Annotated in this window: 18 protein-coding genes; 14 read left to right on the top strand and 4 right to left on the bottom strand. The window is 37.5% G+C overall.

Going from position 1 to position 17,779, the window contains the following annotated elements; genetic code table 11:
• Window positions 1-30: 30 nt before the first annotated feature.
• Window positions 31-918, bottom strand: a complete 888-nt coding sequence (locus QT16_RS06755) for a LysR family transcriptional regulator (RefSeq protein ID WP_039487384.1) — start codon at window positions 916-918, stop codon at window positions 31-33.
• Between the two features lie 619 nt (window positions 919-1,537).
• Complete coding sequence (locus QT16_RS06760; protein ID WP_039487387.1) at window positions 1,538-3,907, bottom strand: bifunctional diguanylate cyclase/phosphodiesterase; 2,370 nt, start codon at window positions 3,905-3,907, stop codon at window positions 1,538-1,540.
• 294 nt (window positions 3,908-4,201) lie between these two features.
• Here QT16_RS06760 and pyrC point away from each other — a divergent pair, with 294 nt between their 5' ends.
• From pyrC to QT16_RS06805, 9 genes are all read left to right on the top strand, one after another.
• Window positions 4,202-5,254, top strand: a complete 1,053-nt coding sequence (gene pyrC, locus QT16_RS06765; protein WP_039487391.1) for a dihydroorotase — start codon at window positions 4,202-4,204, stop codon at window positions 5,252-5,254.
• A 438-nt stretch (window positions 5,255-5,692) separates the two neighbouring features.
• Entirely contained in the window at window positions 5,693-5,896 is a 204-nt protein-coding gene (locus QT16_RS06770; protein ID WP_002961702.1) for a cold-shock protein, read from the top strand.
• A gap of 1,069 nt (window positions 5,897-6,965) precedes the next feature.
• Window positions 6,966-7,736, top strand: a complete 771-nt coding sequence (locus QT16_RS06775; RefSeq protein ID WP_024590812.1) for a DUF3450 domain-containing protein — start codon at window positions 6,966-6,968, stop codon at window positions 7,734-7,736.
• Window positions 7,737-7,742: 6 nt separating this feature from the next.
• Window positions 7,743-9,107 carry a MotA/TolQ/ExbB proton channel family protein gene (locus tag QT16_RS06780; protein WP_002961707.1) on the top strand — a complete coding sequence of 455 codons (1,365 nt, stop codon included), beginning with the start codon at window positions 7,743-7,745 and terminating at the stop codon, window positions 9,105-9,107.
• On the top strand, window positions 9,107-9,631 hold the full coding sequence (locus tag QT16_RS06785; protein ID WP_002961709.1) for a MotA/TolQ/ExbB proton channel family protein: 525 nt from the start codon (window positions 9,107-9,109) through the stop codon (window positions 9,629-9,631). Before QT16_RS06780 ends, QT16_RS06785 begins: the two co-directional genes overlap by 1 nt.
• A 14-nt stretch (window positions 9,632-9,645) precedes the next feature.
• On the top strand, window positions 9,646-10,050 hold the full coding sequence (locus QT16_RS06790) for an ExbD/TolR family protein (RefSeq protein WP_002961710.1): 405 nt from the start codon (window positions 9,646-9,648) through the stop codon (window positions 10,048-10,050).
• Complete coding sequence (locus QT16_RS06795; RefSeq protein WP_024590813.1) at window positions 10,050-10,667, top strand: energy transducer TonB; 618 nt, start codon at window positions 10,050-10,052, stop codon at window positions 10,665-10,667. The genes QT16_RS06790 and QT16_RS06795 overlap by 1 nt, the downstream gene beginning before the upstream one ends.
• Window positions 10,668-10,678: 11 nt before the next feature.
• Window positions 10,679-11,938: a tetratricopeptide repeat protein gene (locus QT16_RS06800; RefSeq protein WP_039487403.1), complete on the top strand. Its 1,260-nt coding sequence runs from the start codon at window positions 10,679-10,681 to the stop codon at window positions 11,936-11,938.
• Window positions 11,939-11,999: 61 nt separating this feature from the next.
• On the top strand, window positions 12,000-13,043 hold the full coding sequence (locus QT16_RS06805; protein WP_039487406.1) for a DUF885 domain-containing protein: 1,044 nt from the start codon (window positions 12,000-12,002) through the stop codon (window positions 13,041-13,043).
• A 16-nt stretch (window positions 13,044-13,059) separates the two neighbouring features.
• Here the strand turns inward: QT16_RS06805 and QT16_RS06810 are convergent, their stop codons facing one another.
• The gene (locus QT16_RS06810; protein ID WP_039487411.1) at window positions 13,060-13,386 is read right to left on the bottom strand and encodes a TraR/DksA family transcriptional regulator; all 327 of its coding nucleotides are present in this window, start codon (window positions 13,384-13,386) and stop codon (window positions 13,060-13,062) included.
• A 61-nt stretch (window positions 13,387-13,447) separates the two neighbouring features.
• A complete protein-coding gene (locus tag QT16_RS06815) occupies window positions 13,448-14,428 on the bottom strand; it encodes a tRNA-dihydrouridine synthase (RefSeq protein ID WP_039487413.1) in 981 nt (326 codons plus the stop codon).
• A gap of 226 nt (window positions 14,429-14,654) precedes the next feature.
• On the opposite strand from QT16_RS06815, the gene QT16_RS06820 reads away from it, so the two are divergent.
• From QT16_RS06820 to apt, 5 genes are all read left to right on the top strand, one after another.
• Complete coding sequence (locus tag QT16_RS06820) at window positions 14,655-15,152, top strand: HvfA family oxazolone/thioamide-modified RiPP metallophore (protein ID WP_024596351.1); 498 nt, start codon at window positions 14,655-14,657, stop codon at window positions 15,150-15,152.
• Between the two features lie 67 nt (window positions 15,153-15,219).
• Complete coding sequence (locus tag QT16_RS06825) at window positions 15,220-16,077, top strand: HvfB family MNIO-type RiPP peptide maturase (protein ID WP_024596352.1); 858 nt, start codon at window positions 15,220-15,222, stop codon at window positions 16,075-16,077.
• A gap of 36 nt (window positions 16,078-16,113) precedes the next feature.
• A complete protein-coding gene (locus QT16_RS06830; RefSeq protein WP_039487416.1) occupies window positions 16,114-16,866 on the top strand; it encodes an HvfC family RiPP maturation protein in 753 nt (250 codons plus the stop codon).
• Window positions 16,867-16,938: 72 nt separating this feature from the next.
• Window positions 16,939-17,061: a hypothetical protein gene (locus QT16_RS21075; RefSeq protein WP_002962301.1), complete on the top strand. Its 123-nt coding sequence runs from the start codon at window positions 16,939-16,941 to the stop codon at window positions 17,059-17,061.
• Window positions 17,062-17,232: 171 nt separating this feature from the next.
• Window positions 17,233-17,778 (top strand): adenine phosphoribosyltransferase, encoded by a 546-nt coding sequence (apt, locus tag QT16_RS06835; protein ID WP_002962303.1) that lies wholly within the window; start codon window positions 17,233-17,235, stop codon window positions 17,776-17,778.
• Window position 17,779 lies beyond the last annotated feature (1 nt).

Below are 17,779 nucleotides of genomic sequence, written 5' to 3' on the forward strand. Positions count from 1 at the left end.
TTACAGCGATATTACTTATTATATTGATGATTATCGACCGTTATTTAGCTTACAGGTATTTAAAAAGTGACGATAAACAGGGTTATCTTTCATGTCTTTTTTCATCGCTAAATACATAGGGCGAGTAAGACCAAGAGCGCCCAAAGGAATTGATTTAATTAAGCCTTGGCTTTCATAAGGTGTAACTAGCCAATCAGGTAAAGCGGCAACGCCCATTCCAGCACTTACTAGTTGAAAAATAAGTAGTCCTTGGTCAACCGTTTTTAATGTACCGTCAAAACGAGCATTTTGAATGAAATGCTTAAATATATCTTGGCGTTCACGCGGAATAGGGTATGAAATAATAGTTTCGTTTTTTAAATCAAGCGCTGTTACATACGCTTTTTTAGCAAGTTCATGATCCGGCGCCACAATAAGCTTCAATTTAAAATCAAATAAGTGCGCGTATTCTAATGTGTTGGGTTCGCGTATGTCAGACGTTAAAACTAAATCGAGCTCATCGCTTAGTAAGTCAGGAATAGCGTCGTAACTAAAGCCACGTTCATAATCAATTTTTATATCAGGCCAAAAGTTATTAAATTCTTTAATAGTAGGTAATAACCAATGAAAACATGCATGGCATTCCACGCTCAAACGCAGTTGAGAAATAGGCTGGTTTAAGCTTTCTTTTAAACGACATTTAGTCGCTTCCATTTTTGGCAATATTTCGTGAGCTAATTCAAGTAATAGCATTCCTTGAGGGGTAAAGCGGACTGGTTGAGTTTTACGCTCAAATAATTGGCAATCCAATTTATTCTCTAAATCTTTGATTTGATGAGATAAAGCAGACTGTGTCAAAAATAACTCTCGTGCTGTATTAACCAAAGATCCTGTTTCTTTTAGGGTTGCTATGGTTTTTAAATGTTTAATACCAATCATCTTTAAAAATTCTCATGGAAAAAGTGAGTTCAGCTCAGATTAATTACATACTACGCCTATATAAAAAACGTTTCAACGTCTAGATGGCTAAAATTATGCGTTTTATTGCAATTTATCGCTATGAATCGTGAAAATATTAGAGTTAGTAATAATAAAAGTCATTTGAAAACTGGTTTGATGAGTTTTAGATGAGTTTGCTTCATGTTGTATTTTAAATATAACGATTGCTGTGCGTTTTAGCTCAGCGTGAGTTTTATAACAATCCGCTTAATTAAGAGATCTATTTTGAGGGTGGAAAACGTGATGTTAGATAGGCAAAAAATTCGCTATTTAGTTGCTCTCGGCAATTGCTCCTGCATTGCTCTACCTTCAGCATCCATGCAGTCGTAAATGAGAAATTTTTAACGCCGGTAGCAACACGTTTAGCCCCGCAAAATGATTAAGTATTATTGCTGATTGGTATTAACCATGTTGATAACGGTATGAGGTGAGATTTGTTGAATGCATAATTTAGATTGTGATTTAAAAGCTAGAGTCGTTTTGCCTTATAGCTTAAGTTTAGCTCAATGGGTGAGTATATGCGTAATACCTAAGCCAGCGACCTACTCGCTGGCTCTTTTTATAAGGGTTTATTAATTAGTAATATGGCTTCTTTGGCAGTAACAGGTTTTGATTTTAAAAAGCCTTGGCCATAGTCGCACGCGGTGGATTGCAAAATAGTTAATTGCTCAACTGTTTCTATTCCTTCAGCTACAACTTCAAGTTTTAATGATTGCGCAAGTGATAAAATGGCTTCAACAAGTGGGTTAGTAGAATCCTGTAGATGGTCAATAAAGCTTTTATCTATTTTTAAAATATGAATAGGCAGTTGGTGCAAGTAGCCTAGTGCTGAATAACCTGTTCCAAAATCATCAAGACATAACTTTACTTTTAAAGGTGAGAGACCTTCAATTATTTGAGTGGCGAGTTCTAGATTTTCTATTAAGCCAGATTCGGTAATTTCTAAGCACAAAGAACCTAGAGGTAATTGATACTTATTATAAATGGAATGTATTTGCGCTACAAAATCGAGGCTTGCAAAGTGTCGTGACGATACGTTAACGGTGACTTTTAAAAAGCGATGGCCTTGTTGGTGCCAATTTGAAATATGCTGGGCCGCCAAATCAAGTAAATGTAAATCAAGATTTATAATTTGCCCTGTAGTTTCAGCTATCGGTATAAAGTCATTAGGGGGTACAAACCCTTTTGTAGGGTGGTGCCAACGAACAAGTGCTTCAAAGCCGATAACTTCACTGGTATTAATTGTGAAAATTGGCTGAAAATAGAGTTCAAACTCGTTGTGTTCAATACCGTGTTGTAAGTCGTTTTCTATATCGGCATGGGTTTTAAGTTTTTTACGCATCGTGTTATTAAAAAACTTTACCTGACCACGTCCGGTTGACTTAGCTTCATACATAGCAGCATCAGCTTGTTGCAGTAATATATAAGCTTTGTCGTTTACGTTATCTGTATAGGCAATCCCAATACTCGTTGATGCTTGGAGTAGGTGGTTATCTATATTTAAAGGTTTTGATAACGCGTTTTTAATGCGGTTTAAAGCTTCATTAACTTGGTTTTTATGCGTGATGTTTTCCATAAAAATTGCAAATTCATCGCCGCCTAAACGTGCAAATGTATCCGTGCTTCGTACTGTACCTTTAATCAAGTCGCATATTTTTATAAGGAAGTGGTCCCCAACTTCATGCCCGAGCGAATCATTAATACTTTTAAAACGGTCAAAGTCTAGATACAACAGGGCATGGCTAGTACTCTTTTTAGCACGCGTTAAACGTAAAATAGCATGTTTTATACGTTCAATGAGTAGTGAGCGGTTAGCAAGGCCTGTAAGCTCGTCATGTAATGCTTTGTGCTCAAGTTCTTGGCGGGCTAATTGCCTATCAATTGCCATACTTATTTGGCGACTTACATACGTTAGAAGAGCACTATCGTGTTCGTTGTAATGCAGTGTTTTATCGTAGCTTTGTACAACGATAACCCCGCTTATACGATCACTTGTTTGAAATGGAACACCTAACCAAGACTCAGATTGCCGACCTACCATTTTAAAATCACCGTTATTAATGTGACTTTGAAAGGCATCTTTGTTAAGTAATAGGGTTTGCTCTGTTTTTAGAAGGTAATATGAAGCGGTATCTTTAAGTTGTTCTTTAGATATTTTTTGATGAGTTTTAGTGTTTATGCCTTCTTCGACTATGTAAACGAGGTCAAGTATATCTACTTTTTTGTCGTATAGAGCGATAAAAAAGTTATCGGCTCGAAGTAAGTTATTTATGATTGAATGCAAGGCTTTAAAAAATGTATCTAGGTCATTCGCTTTGTAAGTTAGGTTAGCGATTTGTAATAAGCTGTTTTCTAATTTTTGTGCATTGTTGAGTTGCTCAACTGTTTTTTGTAAGTTGTTTACTGTATTAACCTGGTTAATTTTGGCACTGAGTAAGTGAGCAACTGTTGTAAGAATTTCAAGGTGTGCATTGGTAAAATAACCCTTGATAGGGTGCTCACAATCAATAACACCTAAAACTTGTTCTTTATATATAAGGGGGACACATAGTTCTGATTGAGCAGGGCGTTCATCAGCGATATAACGGCTGTCTTTCGTTACATCGTTAATAATTACCGCTTTTCCGGTCGTTGCAACAGCGCCCGTTATACCTTCACTAAAACGTATTATTTTACGTTCCGCTTGATATTTGTCCCGCGCGTGTGCAATACCCATTGATGCAACTTGGTTTAATGTATTTGCATTATTGTCAGCTAGATATATGACACAATCAACAAACCCTAAGCGATTTACAACGTGCGTTGTAACATACTCAAACAATTCTTCTAATGTATCGAGTTGCAATAGGCTAGATGAAAATTGATTAATGATACTTAGTTGATCAGTTTTTATCTCAAGCGCTCTAGTAGCATCGGTTTTATAAGACATAGGCAATTTATATTGTTCTTTTTATTTTTAAATTCGCAGTTAAGTTAACCTAATCTTGGATTTTTGTACAAATTAAAGCGATGAGTGGTTTCAATACACTGTAAAGTTTTAAGATAGCGAGTTTTAATTAATCATAAATCATTACAATAAGCTAATAACATTGAATTTGTTCATTGGTGTTTTTAAATAGTACCTCAGTAATTTTATCCATATAAAAACTTTATTTTTAATAAAATCTTTACTCGAAAACATCATATGCCTATGATCGGATAAATTCAGCCGTGGAACAAAGTAATGACAAGCAATAATACAAACTCTGTAACAACCCTTACTATCACTCGCCCTGATGACTGGCATGTACATTTACGTGATGGTGACCAGTTAAAAGACACTGTACGCGATATTAGCAGATACATGGGCCGCGCTATTGTTATGCCAAACCTTGTTCCGCCAGCAACGTGCACAGATACGGCATTGTCGTACAGAGAACGCATTATGTCTGCAAATCCTCAAGGCAACTTTGAGCCATTAATGGTTTTGTATCTCACGGATAAAACTACACCAGATGAAATAATAAAAGCTAAAGCGACATGTAAAATAGTAGCAGCTAAGCTTTACCCTGCTGGCGCTACCACTAATTCTGACTCGGGTGTTACATCAGTAAAAAATATTTATCCAGCTTTAAAAGCAATGCAAGAAGTAGGCATGTTGCTGTTAGTGCATGGGGAAGTGACAGATTCGTCGATTGATATTTTTGACCGTGAAAAAGTATTTCTGGATACAATTTTAGGAGATGTAGTAAATGACTTTCCTGAGCTTAAAATTGTACTCGAGCATATTACGACTAAAGATGCAGTAGAGTTTGTAGTTAATGCACCTAGCAATGTAGCGGCAACAATTACAGCGCATCACTTGCTTTATAACCGCAATCATATGTTAGCGGGTGGAATTCGCCCACATTATTACTGTTTGCCAATTCTCAAGCGTAACATTCACCAGCAAGCATTAATGGCTGCAGCAATAAGTGGAAATAAAAAATTCTTCTTAGGAACTGACTCTGCACCACATTATAAAGATAAAAAAGAAGCAGCTTGTGGGTGTGCTGGTGCATACACGGCTCATGCCGCTATTGAATTATATGCTGAAGCATTTGAGGATGCAGGAGCTTTGGACATGCTTGAAGGGTTTGCAAGCCACTTTGGCCCTGATTTTTACGAATTGCCGCGTAATACAGATACAATTACATTACAAAGAAAGCCGTGGAAAGTACCTGCAAGTTATACATTGGGCGACTCTGAAGTTGTGCCTATAAAGGCTGAAAATACAATGGATTGGTCTGTCGAATAGCCAATAATATATTTAAATCTAAAGCCGCTTAATTTTTAATGCGGCTTTTTTGTTTGTGCTTTTGATATTATTGAAGCGTAATTCGACGACAGGGTGGTTGTAGGTGGCTTTTGATCTCGCTTACAGCAATAAATATTACAATAATACTTATAGTTTTTTGCTTGTAAATTAGTCAGTTAAAGGCGATTTAAAACAAATTTATATTTTTAAGAAATAATTCCTAATTAATAGAGCGAAAAAAAATATAATGTGTTAATCTTACCTTGCTTTGAGTTTTTATGTATTGAATTTACGGATATTGTGCTGCGTTTAAGGTTACCGGTTAGGTTATTACTTGTTCCTGTACTGTACCTCCATATTTTTGAGCATTGACTCAGGGAGGATATTGCCATAATAATATGGCTGAATTTTAATTATTGACTTACAGGAAAATTTAGTATGTCGGTTACTGGTAAAGTAAAGTTTTTCAACGAAGCTAAAGGCTTTGGTTTCATTGAACAAGAAAATGGTCCTGACGTGTTTGTACATTTCAGCGCAATCACTGGTTCTGGTTTTCGCACTCTTAGCGAAGGTCAAGCAGTGACATTCAGCATCAAACAAGGTCAAAAAGGCCCTGAAGCTGAGAACGTAGAAGCAGCATAATTTATTATGTGAACTCTAGTTCATCTTGGTGAAGCAGGTTTCTGTTTCACCATAATTCCCCTTCCTTAAATCTATTTATTTCATACCTCAAATTCTCCTTTTTTTAAACTTAAAAAACTACTCAAACATTCTATCTTTGCAAAGCTAAACAACCAATAATCTAACGGACAAAACAATCCTCTAATACTTTTAAAAGCCATTCATAAGAATTTATTCAATGGGCCTGATACCAGCTTAAATAAAATCGATGCTCAATATCAATCCATGCAAATTCTGTTTCAAGCTTACTCTGTGTGACGAAGGCTACTCATTGATAAGGGCTTCTAGGTGCTTCTATTACTTTATTATGTGAACGTAAAGCTTCATTTATAGTGTATTACTAATAAAGTAGGGTAACTCTTCATGATTAACTTAATTACTGAATTAACCTTAACGTTAAAATAGTATTAAAGAATACTTTAAAGCGGTAAATACAACCTGTTTAATTATCAAAAGCTTTTATGCTGATAAAAGAAATGCATTGTTGAGTTTATTATTACTATTTATGGAAAAACACGTTTTAAAATAGCTTTAAAAGTTAAGTATATAAAGCGTGAGTATCCGATATTAAAGATTATCCAGTGTTGTTTTTTTGTGCGACAAATGGTTTGTTTTTTCAGATGAAGTGTAACTGAGGTGATAAAACACGATAAAATCGTGTAAAAAATAACTTTTGTTATATCAATTTATATTTTTTTTAGTTTTTTTTCAGTGCGAATTCAGCTTTAGCTAAATGTTGCAATAATGTTGTTTTATGTCAGTGCAATGCGAATAAATACACCCCTTAAAAGGCTTTAATAGAAATATTAAGAAAAAGCTTCGTTGCAATAATGTTAACTGTTGTGGGCTGGTACTTTCGTTTAAGCATTAACTTAGCTATTTATTTACTGAGATTAGTAAACATCAAGTTGACAGCGCTAATTGCATTTAGCATTATTGGAAGGTTGATATCTATTAAAAGATATCAGGGTTGTTCTCCTCGGAGGATAATTAAATTATAAAAGTAACATTACTTAATTGGTTGGGAACTATGTCTGTTAAAATCAGAAAGAGTCTTGTAGCAACTGCGTTGGTTGGCGCATTTGCATTTGCAAGCAGCAATGTGATTGCAGATCCTTTGAATGACGTGCAAAAAGCAGGTCAACAAATTCAAAAGGCTGCGGTTAAGTCTCAAACTAAAATTGACAATGTATATGGTCAAACTCAGGAGCTAATCGCTGAGTACCGTAGCGTTGTTGATGAGACTGAACTTATGAAAGTGTATAACGATCACGTGTCGCGCTTGGTTGATAGCCAAAACGCTTCAATTGAATCGTTTGATCGTCAAATCGCGACTATTGATAACACTAAACAAAACGTTGTGCCTTTGATGTATCGCATGATCGATACGCTTGAGCAATTCATCAAAGCGGACGTTCCATTTAATCTTGAAACGCGTTTAGGACGTGTTGAAAGACTACGTGAGATCATGGTTTCTGCGTCTGTAACGACGTCTGAAAAATTCCGTCAAGTACTTGAAGCTTACACTATTGAAACAGCATACAGCTCTCTTGTATCTGCTTCACAAGGTACTCTAGAAGTTGATGGTAAAAGCATTAACGTTGATATCGGTCAGTTAGGTCGTATCACTTACGTTGCTCAGTCTTTTGACTTGAAACATGCTTGGGTGTGGGATAACAACACTAAACAGTGGAAAGAATTAGGCGAAGAATACCTAAAACCTGTTAAAGAAGTTATTCGTATGGCGCGTAAGCAAGCGACATTAGAACTTGTTAAACTACCTATCTTTGGCGCGGAGTAATCAATAATGAAGAAACTATTTAAAGGTTTTGCTGTTGCAGCAGTACTAACTGTTTCTGCAGGTACCGCGCTTAATGCACATGCAAATACTGGAGCTCTAGATAAAATTCTTGAGCAAGTAAAGCAAGAGCGTATCTCTGAAGGTAAAATCAATAAGCAACGTGAGCAAGAGTTCTTATCAGAACGTGCTGACAAGCAAGCATTACTTAACAAAGCTAAAAGCCAACTTGCTTCTGAGAAGTCTCGTGGTGAAAGCTTAGCTAAGCAATATGCACAAAACGAAAATACGCTAGCTGAAAAAGAAGCAGCTCTTCAAAGTGCCCAAGGTACTTTAGGTGAGATGTTTGGTGTTGTACGTCGTGCAGCTCAAGATGCTATCGGTTCTATCGAAGCGTCACTAGTTAGTGCTGAAAAACCAGGTCGTGCTGAAATCTTACGTTCGTTAGCAGCTGCTAAAGAACTTCCTACAGTTCGCGAACTTGAAGAACTTTGGATTTCACTTCAAACTGAAATGACAGAATCAGCTAAAGTTTCAACTTTTGAAACTGAAGTTGCTGGTCTTGACGGTAACCCGTCAATGAAAAAAGTAACACGTATCGGTAACTTTAACTTAGTTACAGACGATGGTTACTTAATTTATTCACCAGAGACTAAGTCTATCCAGCCTCTAGGTAAGCAACCAGACGGTTATATCTTAGACGGTATCACGGCTCTAGAAAATACATCACCAGATAACTACGCTGGTGTTTACATAGATCCGACTCGTGGTGCTATCTTACGTATCAACACTCAAAAAGCGACCCTTATGGAATACTTCCATCAAGGTGGCGTAGTTGGTTATATCATCACGGCTTTACTTGGCCTAGGTATGCTAATTACTCTAATCCGCTTTGTTGACCTTACACTTACTACTAGTAAGATTAAGAGCCAGCTTAAAAATGTTGCTACACCGAATACAAATAACCCACTGGGTCGTATTCTTAAAGTGTACCATGACAACAAGAACCAAGATGTTGAAAACCTTGAGCTTAAACTTGATGAAGCGATTCTACGTGAAACGCCACGCATTGAAGCTGGTATCAATATAATTAAGATTCTTGCTGCAATCGCACCGTTACTAGGTCTACTAGGTACAGTAATCGGTATGATCTTAACGTTCCAAACAATCACATTGTTCGGTACGGGTGATCCGAAGATCATGGCAGGTAACATCTCTCTAGCACTTGTAACTACAGCGCTAGGTCTAATTGCTGCATTACCACTAATTCTACTTCATGCTCTTGTAGCTGGTCGTAGTAAGTCGGTATTACACATCCTTGATGAGCAAAGCGCGGGTATCGTTGCTACTCACGCGGAGAAGGAGAAAGCCTAATGCTAGTCCTGATGGAGATATGGGAATCTATCAGGGATTTTGTTGGCACAGGCGGCCAGGTTTTATACGTGGTCGCGATAGCACTCTTTCTTATGTGGGTTTTAATGATTGAGCGCTATTGGTTCCTACTTGCAGAATTTCCTCGCACAGCGAAAGAAATTGTAGCAAAGTGGGATGCCCGCCAAGACACTACGTCTTGGTACGCACACAGAATCCGTGAAGCATGGATTTCTGAAGCGTCTGAAAAATTAGATCAGCGTATGTTGTTGATTAAGACATTAGTAGCTGTTTGTCCTTTAATAGGCTTACTTGGTACTGTTACTGGTATGATCTCGGTTTTTGAAACCATGGCCAACCAGGGTACGGGTAACGCACGTTTAATGGCATCAGGTATTTCAATGGCAACAATCCCAACAATGGCTGGAATGGTTGCGGCATTATCTGGAGTATTTTTTAGCTCACGTCTTGAGACAAAAGCTAAAATGGTGAAAGCCAAACTTATTGATAGTATGCCTCATCACTAGAGAGAGAATTAAATATGGCACGTAAACAACGTTTTCGTGAAGAAGAAGAAGCAGCGGTTGATATGACGCCAATGCTTGACATCGTATTTATCATGCTTATTTTCTTTATCGTAACTACATCGTTCGTTAAAGAGGCTGGTATCGAGGTCAATAAACCTAAAGCGGCTCAAGCTACTAAGCAAAAAAATGCTAACATTTTTATTGCTATTCGTAGTAACGGCGAGATCTGGATTGATAAACAGCAGGTTGATGTTGAACGTATTTCAGCAAAAATCGAAAGTTTATTAGCAGAACAACCTACTGAAGTTGTAATTTTGCAAGCTGATAAAGAAGCAAAACACGGCGTAGTGGTTAAAGTTATGGACCAGATTAAAGCGACGGGTGATAACCTGAGAATTTCAATAGCTGGAGATCAGTAATGATTCGTTTTCTGTTTTCACTGATTGCAGGTGGGGCAGTTACTTTCGGCTTGTTCTACTTCATGGCATTCCTCATCTCTGGTGGGGCTGACCGTAATACGGAACAAAAAGAGCAGATCATAGTCGAAATAATGACGAATCCGCCTGAATCTAAGGTGCAGGAGAGGAAGCGTGTACCGCCTCCTCCTCCGCCACCGCCAAAGCAGCCGCCTAAACCGCAGCCGCCACAGCCGGAAAATAATAATCCTAATCCTGGTGCTATGTCATTTAATATGGGTAGTATCGATATAGGTAGTTCAGCTGGTGGATTGAGTGGTCCTGGTGCATTTGGACGAGATGGTGATGCGACACCTATCGTTCGTATAGAACCAAAATATCCAACGCAAGCAGCACGTGATGGTAAAGAAGGTTGGGTTCAACTTTCATTCACAATTGATGAGTTAGGTGGAGTAACTGACGTTGAAGTAATTGACGCAGATCCGAAACGTATCTTTGACCGTGAAGCTAAACGTGCACTGCGTAAGTGGAAGTACCGTCCTAAGATCATTGACGGAAAACCACAGAAACAACCAGGTTTACAAGTTCAATTAGACTTTAAACTTAACCAAGGCAACTAAGGAGGCGAGTAATGAGAAATTTTTCTAAAGTAACTGCTCTTGCAATTCTTATGTCTGTGTCGGGTGCTACTTTAAGTGCATCTGTTTTAGCAGCGCCGGATTACGCAAAGATTGAAGAGCGTAAAAAAGCAAAAACTAAAATCATGGGCGAGCGTACTGGTAAAAAAGTAATTAAAGCATTTGATTTGTACAACGAAGAAAAAGTTGATGAAGCAATTGTTTTGCTTAGGGAAATTGACCCTTCGAATGACTTTGATAAAGCGACCGTAAATCGTTACTTAGGTAGCATGTACGCTCAAAAAGAAAAGTATGACGAAGCGATCAAGTACTCTAAGCAAGCCGTTGCACCTGATGTTTTAAACTTTGCTGACCAAGAACAGACACTTAAGTTGTTAGGTGACTTATACGCTGGTACAGATAAGTTCCAAGAAGCTAAAAAAGCATATTTAGCTTGGATGGACTTTACCGGTGAAGAGGACCCTACGGTTTATACACGTATTGCTCAAGCTAATTTCCAGCTACAGCAGTTTCGTGATGTTTTTGAACCAGCAGATAAGGCAATAAAACTTCAAAAAGAGCCAAATAAAAGCCCTTTCCAACTAAAATTAGCTGCATATTTTGAACTTAAAGATTATGCAAACATGGTTAAAGTTGGCGAAGAAATTGTTCGTGTATGGCCTGATGATAAAAAAGCTTGGGTTAGCTTAGGTAAATATTACCTACAAACTGAAGATTATTCTAAAGGTCTAGCAACTATGGAAGTTGCATACAAGAATGGTTACTTTGAAAATGAAGTTGAGTATAAAGTCTTATCTAACTTTTACTCTCTAAATGAGATCCCTTTTAAAGCAGCTGTAACGCTAGAAAAGGCCATTAAGAGTGAAAAAGTAGAACGTACAAAGCAGAATGTTAGCGCGATTGCGAGTAATTACCATCGCTCTAAAGATTTAGAAAAAGCTGCTAAGTACTACGAAGAAGCTGCTAAATTTGATGATGATGCTGAGTACTATCGCAAAGCTGGTTCATTACTTTTACAATCTGAAAAATTCAGTGCTGCTATTGTTCGCTTGAATAAAGCATTGGAGCTTGGCTCTGACAAAAAAGGCACAATTTATTCAGATTTAGCTGAAGCGTATTACTACCAAGGTAAGTATAAGCAAGCATATGCTGCAATTACTAAAGCTATGGATGACCCTCGCACACGTAAGTTTGCAAAAGGTTGGTCTACATATATTAAAGATAAAGCCGCTCGCAACGGTGTTAAAATTTAATTTTAATTAGCTTAAGCAACTTATAAAAAGCCCCTCTGGGGCTTTTTTTATTGGAACTACTATGTATAAGAAGCTCTTTTTATCATCATTACTGTGCCTATTTTTAGCTGCATGTTCAAAGCAGCCTCAACCTTATGAGTCGTTTGAGGACGCACAAGTCGCTTTAAAAGCTTTAAACATGGCGCTTGTACAAACAGGTGCGACTAAAGGCAATAACATTGAAAAAGATCAATTGGTTTTCTCTGATGCTTACTTAACAAAACGCCATACTATTTATCAGAGCCTAATGGGTATGGAGCTTAATCTAAATCAAATTGCGCAAGTGAACTATTTGGTAATTGCAGAGCGTTTCCCTGAACGCTACTTTAATTGGCCGGCCCAAGTAAATGTGTTAAAAAACATGCTTGCTTTTGAAGGCTCAAAAAACACACCGGATAATGTTATTACTTGGCTCAAGTTAACCCAAGATACCCTAGACAGTGCTCAACAAAGCAATTTAAAGCTGAACAAGGTTGAACTTACATTGTTACAAAGCTATTTATTAAGTGCGATAGCAAGTAACAATGTTCAACCAGCGCTTAAAAGCCATATAAGAGCTTTTAGCGATTATTTAGCTAGTTATAAGCCAAGAGGAAGTGTGGGTCTAAGAGGTCTGCCAAATGGCACTCAGTGGTATCAGAGTAAACTTAATTACTTTAGTGGCGAAGTACATTCACCGTTAGAATGGGTTACTCTTTTAAACGAAAAAATAAAAGTATTAGATCGTGTTGAATTCGACAGTAAGCTGCCAACTTCTCACCAAAAATCGTTTTTAGTTCAGTATTTATCTGATGAAAAATTAATAGAAGGCTTAGATTGGCAAGCTAACTATCAAGACTTACCTGCAATGGCGAGCGCTATGGATATGTCTGATAAAGATAAAACATTGATGCTTGCGATGATGGAATCAGATATAGGTATTCACTACCATGCGTGGACTTTGCCTCAAGCAAAGGTGAACCTTATAAAGCGCCTACAAATGAGTCCAGAAGAAGCACAGTACTTGGTTGAAGATATAATTCTCTACCCTGGGCAATCATTTAGCTTCATACAACACATTATATAATGATTTGAAAGTGCGCTTATTGTGCGCACTTTGTACACCGTTGAGTTGCGGGGTCTAGTTCAAGTGACTCAGCTGATATTTTTTCTTCACAATCACAGCAGTAGCCATACTGGCCAATTTCTATTTGACTTAGTGCGGCTTCTAGTTTGGTCATGCGACTGATTAAAAGTGCATACTCAGGGCCTAACTTCTCTGCTGCGCAGTCTAACCATTCATTATTTGCTGTATTAGCTAAAATTTGTATTAAATGGTGATGTGCAGGGTAAGCTGATTTAGAAAGCATGGTTAATATATTTAATTTAACTTGTGCTATTTCATCGTTAAGTCTTTTTTGATGATGCATTATCAGTACAACCTTATTAAATGGGCTTTACGTTATACTGATATTATCTAGAGTCTTTAAGTTAGTCGTTATGATTTGAATCAAGTTGCGGTGCTTTGGCATATTTATTTAATATGCTCGCCACATCTTCTTTACTTTTTAAACGTCTGATTTCATCAAACAAATCGATAGCTTGCGGGTATTGGCGTTTTAGATAACCAAGCCATTGTTTAGTACGTGAAGCAAAATATTTTTCATCCTTCGCGGGGTCTTGATGAATAGCTGAGTGAATTAAGTGATAAATAATATGCTCCCACTCAAGGCCATCATATTGCTCATTATTCACATGAGCTTTAATTTTTTTTGCTAAATCAGGGTGCGAAAGGGCGCCACGACCAAGCATTAAATCAGTGCACCCACTTCGTTTTTGACAAAGCATTGCGTCTTCTACTTGCCAAATTTCACCATTGGCAACAACGGCAATATTCTTACCTTTTATTATTGGTGGAATTTTTTCCCAATAAGCTGGCGGGTTATAACCATCACGTTTGGTTCTGGCGTGAATAGCTACACTATTTGCACCTGCGCTTACCACAGCATCAACAATCTCTTGGCTGTTACTGTCATCATCAAAGCCTAAGCGAATTTTTGCACTTACTTCATGTTCATCATCTACAGCATCTCGGACTGCTTTAATAATCGTATACATATGGTCAGGGTCTTTAAGCAGTACAGCCCCCCCTCGGCTACGATTAACTGTTTTTGCTGGGCAACCAAAATTTAGATCGACCCCATGGGACCCTAATGCGATTGCTCTTATTGCATTTTCGGCTAACGGATTTGCTTCTTGACCGAGTAATTGAACACGCACAGGAGTACCTGCTCGTGTAAATCCATTATTATGTAGTTCAGGGCAAAATCGATGAAAAACTTTGTCAGGTAAGCATGTTTCAACCACTCTTACAAACTCTGTAACGCACAAATCGAACCCACCAATGTCTGTGAGTAATTGGCGCATTTTAAAATCAACGACACCTTCCATAGGTGCTAAAACAAGTTTCATAAGGAGATTAATTTTGATAAAAAACTGGAGGCATAGTTTACCTGTAAATCACACATTGATAAATCTGTAATTACCGACCATATTTAATGTAGAAATTGCAAAAGTAAATATTATGAAAATAAATGAAAGTTTTTATTTTTGTACGGGTCTACTTAAGCATACAAGCAATTTAAAAATACATTTTTATTGCTGAGATTTACAATCCTTGATTAAAGAGAGTCATAAAATGAATACAGTTAAAAAAAATACAATCGCGTTAACTTTAGGTGCAGTAGTAGTTGGCTCTGCAAGTTTTGTATCTGCAGATGTACAAGCTAACCCATTTGAGTTTCAACAACTAGTAACAGGTTACCAATTAGATGCTGCAGAAGGTAAGTGCGGTGAAGGCAAATGTGGCGGTGACGCAAAAGATAAAAAAGAAGGTAAATGCGGCGAAGGCAAATGTGGTGGCGACGCAAAAGATAAAAAAGAAGGCAAATGCGGCGAAGGCAAATGTGGCGGCGATGCAAAAGGTAAAAAAGAAGGTAAATGTGGCGAAGGCAAATGTGGTGGCGACGCAAAAGATAAAAAAGAAGGTAAATGCGGCGAAGGTAAGTGTGGCGGCGATGCAAAAGACGCAAAAGCTAAAACAGAAGGCAAATGTGGTGAAGGTAAATGTGGCGGCGACGCTAAAAAAACTAAAAAAGAAGGTAAGTGCGGCGAAGGTAAATGTGGTGGCCGTTAATATCTTATTCTAAATAAGTTATGCTAAAAGGGCCCTAAGGCCCTTTTTTTTTAAGTTAGAGGTAGTTATGATACAAACTCAAAGTAAAGATTTTGGGATGGTGGGCCTTGGCCTACGACGAGAAATGCTTGATGAGCTGCTTGAGCATGTACCTAATCAAGTAGACTTTTTAGAAGTTGCGCCAGAGAACTGGTTAAAACTAGGTGGACGCTTTAAAAAACAATTTAAAACATTAACCGATGCTAATAATTTTGTGTGTCATGGATTATCACTGTCTATCGGTTCTCCAGAACCTCTTGATGTTGAATTTGTTAAGTCTTTAAAAGTGTTTTTTGAAGAGCACAATATAAAAATTTTTAGTGAGCACTTAAGTTACTGCTCCGGTACAGGGCATATGTATGACTTAATGCCCATTCCATTTACACAAGATGCTATAGCACATGTTGTTCCTCGTATTAAACAAGTTCAAGACATACTAGAGCAGCAAATTGCGATAGAAAATGTTTCCTATTATGGCGCGCCTGGACAGCAATTATCAGAACTTGAATTTACGAATATTATTTTAGAGCAAGCTGACTGCAAACTTTTACTTGATGTGAATAACATTTATGTTAATTCGATAAATCATGGCTACAACGCGCAAGCATTTTTAACTGGGTTACCTTCTAATCGTATAGCCTATGGGCATGTTGCTGGCCATTATAATGAGGCTGATGACTTAATTGTTGATACACATGGCGCTGATGTGATTGATCCTGTTTGGGAGCTACTCGATAAAGCATACGAAGTGCATGGCGTATTTCCAACCTTGCTTGAGCGCGATTTTAATATTCCTACCATGAATGTTTTAACCAAAGAGTTAGATATAATTCATGATCTACAAGCTAAACACTTTGATTCAACTGTTTCAAAACAACGAGCTTAATATAAGCCTTTATAAATATTAAAAGAGTGCCTGGTTATGAGCTTTATTGAAATACAAAACGAATTTATGGCGCATATTCGCGAGCCTAAAAAAAATAAAAAGCCCAGCGGTATCGAAGACAGGCGTATGGCCATTTATCGCGACCTATTTTTTAATAACATGGAAGGTTTTATATCATCAGGCTTTCCGGTATTAAAAACCTTATATACAGACAAGCAATGGCTGGTTCTTGTACGCCAGTTTTTTAGCGAATATGATTGTCATTCGCCGTACTTTTTAGATATAGCAGGGGAGTTTATTAATTACTTATCAAGTGATTATAAAATGAAAAGATACGATCCCGTGTTTATGCTAGAACTTGCACATTATGAGTGGGTAGAGCTAGATGTATCCATTGCACACGAAGATGAGCAAGAGCAAAAATTACAAACAACAGCGCTTACTAGTTCAGCTTTATATTTATCGAAAACGGCAAGAAATTTAAGTTATCAATTTCCGGTTCAAAATATTAGCAATCGCTTTAAACCAAAAGAGCCATCACCTCAGCCTAATTATTTTGTTGTATATAGAGATGAAGATGATGACGTTCAATTTCTGGCTACGAATGCGATGACAGCTTTGCTATTGTCAATCATAGAGGCAAGCGAAGGCGCGACATTTGACAACGTCTGCCAACAGGTATTAGCTCATGCACCACAATTTAATGCAGAGCAAATTACTCAAGGTGCACTGGTTACTCTTAATGCTATGGTTGAACGAGGAGTAATTGTGACAAAAAATCAAGACTAAGGTCTTTATTGATGATTTTACATCGTCTATTATGGCAGCCTTATTTGCCGTGCTTAATAAAAGGTTGTACCAATGTCAGATGATAAAGACTTTAAAGATCCGTTCAACGCTACTTACTTTCTTGCTTTTTTAGCTGTATTTGCAGGGATTGGTTGTTTAAATGCAATATTAGGCTGGATCACTAGCTTAACGTAAAATGTATAGCGTTTATTAAGGCTGTTGCTAACTTCAGCCTTGAACCACTTTATTTTAATTACCCCGTCCATATTTAATACTTCTTTTATAATAACGCCAAACTCGCAATTAAAGGTTAGTTAAGGTTATAATCACCTGCTTTGTAATATAAACAATTGAGCAGTTAAAATTATGACTCAAGTAACACCAGCAATTATCAAAAACAGCATAACTACAATTGCTGATTATCCAAAAGCGGGCATTATGTTTCGCGATGTAACCACTTTAATGGCAAATCCAGAAGCCTTTAAAGCAACTATTGACGCGTTTATCGCAGAATATAAAGATCAGGGCTTTACTAAAATCATAGGCACAGAATCCCGTGGTTTTATTTTTGGTGCGCCATTGTCTTATGCGTTAGGCATTCCGTTTATTCCAGTACGTAAACCAGGTAAGTTACCACGCGAAGTTATTCGCCAAGATTACTTACTTGAGTACGGTGAAGACACGCTAGAACTGCATGTAGATGCAATTGTACCTGGCGACAAAGTATTACTAGTTGATGACCTATTAGCAACTGGTGGCACAATTGAAGCCACAGCTAAGTTAGTTAATAAACTAGGTGGCGAAGCCACAGATGCAGCATTTGTTGTATCACTACCAGAACTTGGTGGCGAGCAGCGCATCAAAAAAATGGGTATTAAAATCCTAAAATTGGTTGAATTCGAAGGCGAGTAAT

Source organism: Pseudoalteromonas distincta, assembly GCF_000814675.1.
In the GTDB taxonomy this organism is placed as follows: Bacteria; Pseudomonadota; Gammaproteobacteria; order Enterobacterales; family Alteromonadaceae; genus Pseudoalteromonas; species Pseudoalteromonas distincta.

Excerpts from the sequence above, each read along its gene's own strand:
- QT16_RS06830 (WP_039487416.1), top strand. The coding sequence starts at position 16,114 with ATGAGCTTTATTGAAATACAAAACGAATTTATGGCGCATATTCGCGAG.
- QT16_RS06755 (WP_039487384.1), bottom strand. The coding sequence starts at position 918 with ATGATTGGTATTAAACATTTAAAAACCATAGCAACCCTAAAAGAAACA.
- QT16_RS06790 (WP_002961710.1), top strand. The coding sequence starts at position 9,646 with ATGGCACGTAAACAACGTTTTCGTGAAGAAGAAGAAGCAGCGGTTGAT.
- QT16_RS06825 (WP_024596352.1), top strand. The coding sequence starts at position 15,220 with ATGATACAAACTCAAAGTAAAGATTTTGGGATGGTGGGCCTTGGCCTA.
- QT16_RS06785 (WP_002961709.1), top strand. The coding sequence starts at position 9,107 with ATGCTAGTCCTGATGGAGATATGGGAATCTATCAGGGATTTTGTTGGC.
- QT16_RS06795 (WP_024590813.1), top strand. The coding sequence starts at position 10,050 with ATGATTCGTTTTCTGTTTTCACTGATTGCAGGTGGGGCAGTTACTTTC.
- QT16_RS06760 (WP_039487387.1), bottom strand. The coding sequence starts at position 3,907 with ATGTCTTATAAAACCGATGCTACTAGAGCGCTTGAGATAAAAACTGAT.
- QT16_RS06815 (WP_039487413.1), bottom strand. The coding sequence starts at position 14,428 with ATGAAACTTGTTTTAGCACCTATGGAAGGTGTCGTTGATTTTAAAATG.
- QT16_RS06820 (WP_024596351.1), top strand. The coding sequence starts at position 14,655 with ATGAATACAGTTAAAAAAAATACAATCGCGTTAACTTTAGGTGCAGTA.
- apt (WP_002962303.1), top strand. The coding sequence starts at position 17,233 with ATGACTCAAGTAACACCAGCAATTATCAAAAACAGCATAACTACAATT.
- pyrC (WP_039487391.1), top strand. The coding sequence starts at position 4,202 with ATGACAAGCAATAATACAAACTCTGTAACAACCCTTACTATCACTCGC.
- QT16_RS06775 (WP_024590812.1), top strand. The coding sequence starts at position 6,966 with ATGTCTGTTAAAATCAGAAAGAGTCTTGTAGCAACTGCGTTGGTTGGC.
- QT16_RS06805 (WP_039487406.1), top strand. The coding sequence starts at position 12,000 with ATGTATAAGAAGCTCTTTTTATCATCATTACTGTGCCTATTTTTAGCT.
- QT16_RS06800 (WP_039487403.1), top strand. The coding sequence starts at position 10,679 with ATGAGAAATTTTTCTAAAGTAACTGCTCTTGCAATTCTTATGTCTGTG.
- QT16_RS21075 (WP_002962301.1), top strand. The coding sequence starts at position 16,939 with ATGTCAGATGATAAAGACTTTAAAGATCCGTTCAACGCTACTTACTTT.
- QT16_RS06810 (WP_039487411.1), bottom strand. The coding sequence starts at position 13,386 with ATGCATCATCAAAAAAGACTTAACGATGAAATAGCACAAGTTAAATTA.
- QT16_RS06770 (WP_002961702.1), top strand. The coding sequence starts at position 5,693 with ATGTCGGTTACTGGTAAAGTAAAGTTTTTCAACGAAGCTAAAGGCTTT.
- QT16_RS06780 (WP_002961707.1), top strand. The coding sequence starts at position 7,743 with ATGAAGAAACTATTTAAAGGTTTTGCTGTTGCAGCAGTACTAACTGTT.